The following is a 1,311-nucleotide window of genomic DNA, read 5'->3' as shown; positions in this document are numbered from 1 at the left end:
TGTGCTGTCTCAGGACCTCACGGACAGATGTGTCTCAGGACTTCTCGGACAGTTTGTGGTTGGTGAGGCGTTGGTAGCGTACTGACCTGTCGAGTGTGAGCTGGCGGGCGACGGTGTCGTCGATCATGACGGTGACGCGGTCGCCTTGCCAGTAAACACGGGCGATCTTGCCGGCGTGGGTGCGTCCCAGGACGATGGAGCAGCCGGAGAAGGCGATCACGCCGGTGGCCGAGACGGGCCGGGTGGTCAGGCCGCTGGGCCGGCGGGCTCCGGTGGCGGGGACGGCTTTCGGGCGGGTGTTGTAGCGCTGCTGGGGTGTCTGGCCTTCGAGGCTCTGATGACGGCGATGGTTGTAGGTTTGCCGGTAGTCCTCGAGCAGTTGCTGCAGCTCGGTGAGGGTTTCGGCGGGCGGTCGGGCAGCGAGCCATCTGCGCAGGGTCTGGTGGACGCGTTCGTCTTTGCCGCAGGTCTGCGGGTGGCGTGGGGTGGCGGCGATGCTGGTGATGCCGAGCGCGGCCAGGTGGCGTTCGAGTTCGACCATCCGGCCGCGGTGTTTGCCGGTGAAGGCCAGCCCGTTGTCCGAGAGCAGCTTCACGGGCAGGCCGTAGCCGGCGAAGGCCTGTTGCAGCGCGGCCCAGGTGGCGGTGGTGGTTTCCGCGGCTGCGGCGTAGGTGCCGACGTCGAGGCGGGAGTGGTCGTCGAGGATCTGGATGATGCAGACCTTCGTGCCGTCGGCCAGGTAATGCTCCATGCCATCGATCTGCCAGGCACCGTTGGGGTCGGCGTATTCGAACCGGCGCCGGGTTTTCGGTCTCTTGCGGGGTTGGGCCACGATCTGTCCCCGGTCGCGCAGGATGCGGTGGATCGAGGCCCGGGAGGGCAGCGGTGCCTGCCCGGCGTCTTGCAGCCGCCAGCGGATGGAGATCGGGCCGTTGTCGAGACCGTCGTCGGCGAGTTCCTTGCGGGCCCGCAGCACCGCCTCGACCACCTGGGGCCCGAACGTGGTCGGGTGGTGGTGCGGGGCGGTGCTGCGGCGGGTGAACCCGTCGGTGCCTTCGGCGCGGAACCGGGCGAGGTATTTGTAGAAGGTGTCCCGGGACATGTGGTGTTCGTAGCAGAACCGCGCCACGTTGATCTTCTCGCCGTGAGCGACCCGGGCGACCGCGGCGACGAACTCAGGATCCATCGAAAACCCTGCTCTGCCCATCGATGCATGATCACCACTCAAGCCTCGGTCACCATGCTGACAGGCCGGTCAGTGTCCGCGATGTCCTGAGACATCAACTGTCGGCGATGTCCTGAGACTCAACA

General features: G+C 66.8%; 1 protein-coding gene. It reads right to left on the bottom strand.

Annotated elements, in window-relative coordinates; all coding sequences use genetic code 11:
* Nucleotides 1-34: 34 nt before the first annotated feature.
* On the bottom strand, nucleotides 35-1,186 hold the full coding sequence (locus EIY87_RS07665; protein WP_125306966.1) for an IS481 family transposase: 1,152 nt from the start codon (nucleotides 1,184-1,186) through the stop codon (nucleotides 35-37).
* Nucleotides 1,187-1,311 lie beyond the last annotated feature (125 nt).

Source organism: Amycolatopsis eburnea (assembly GCF_003937945.1).
GTDB lineage: Bacteria > Actinomycetota > Actinomycetes > Mycobacteriales > Pseudonocardiaceae > Amycolatopsis > Amycolatopsis eburnea.
The sequence above is the reverse complement of the archived record's forward strand: the minus strand, read 5'-3'. Positions and strand labels throughout refer to the sequence as shown.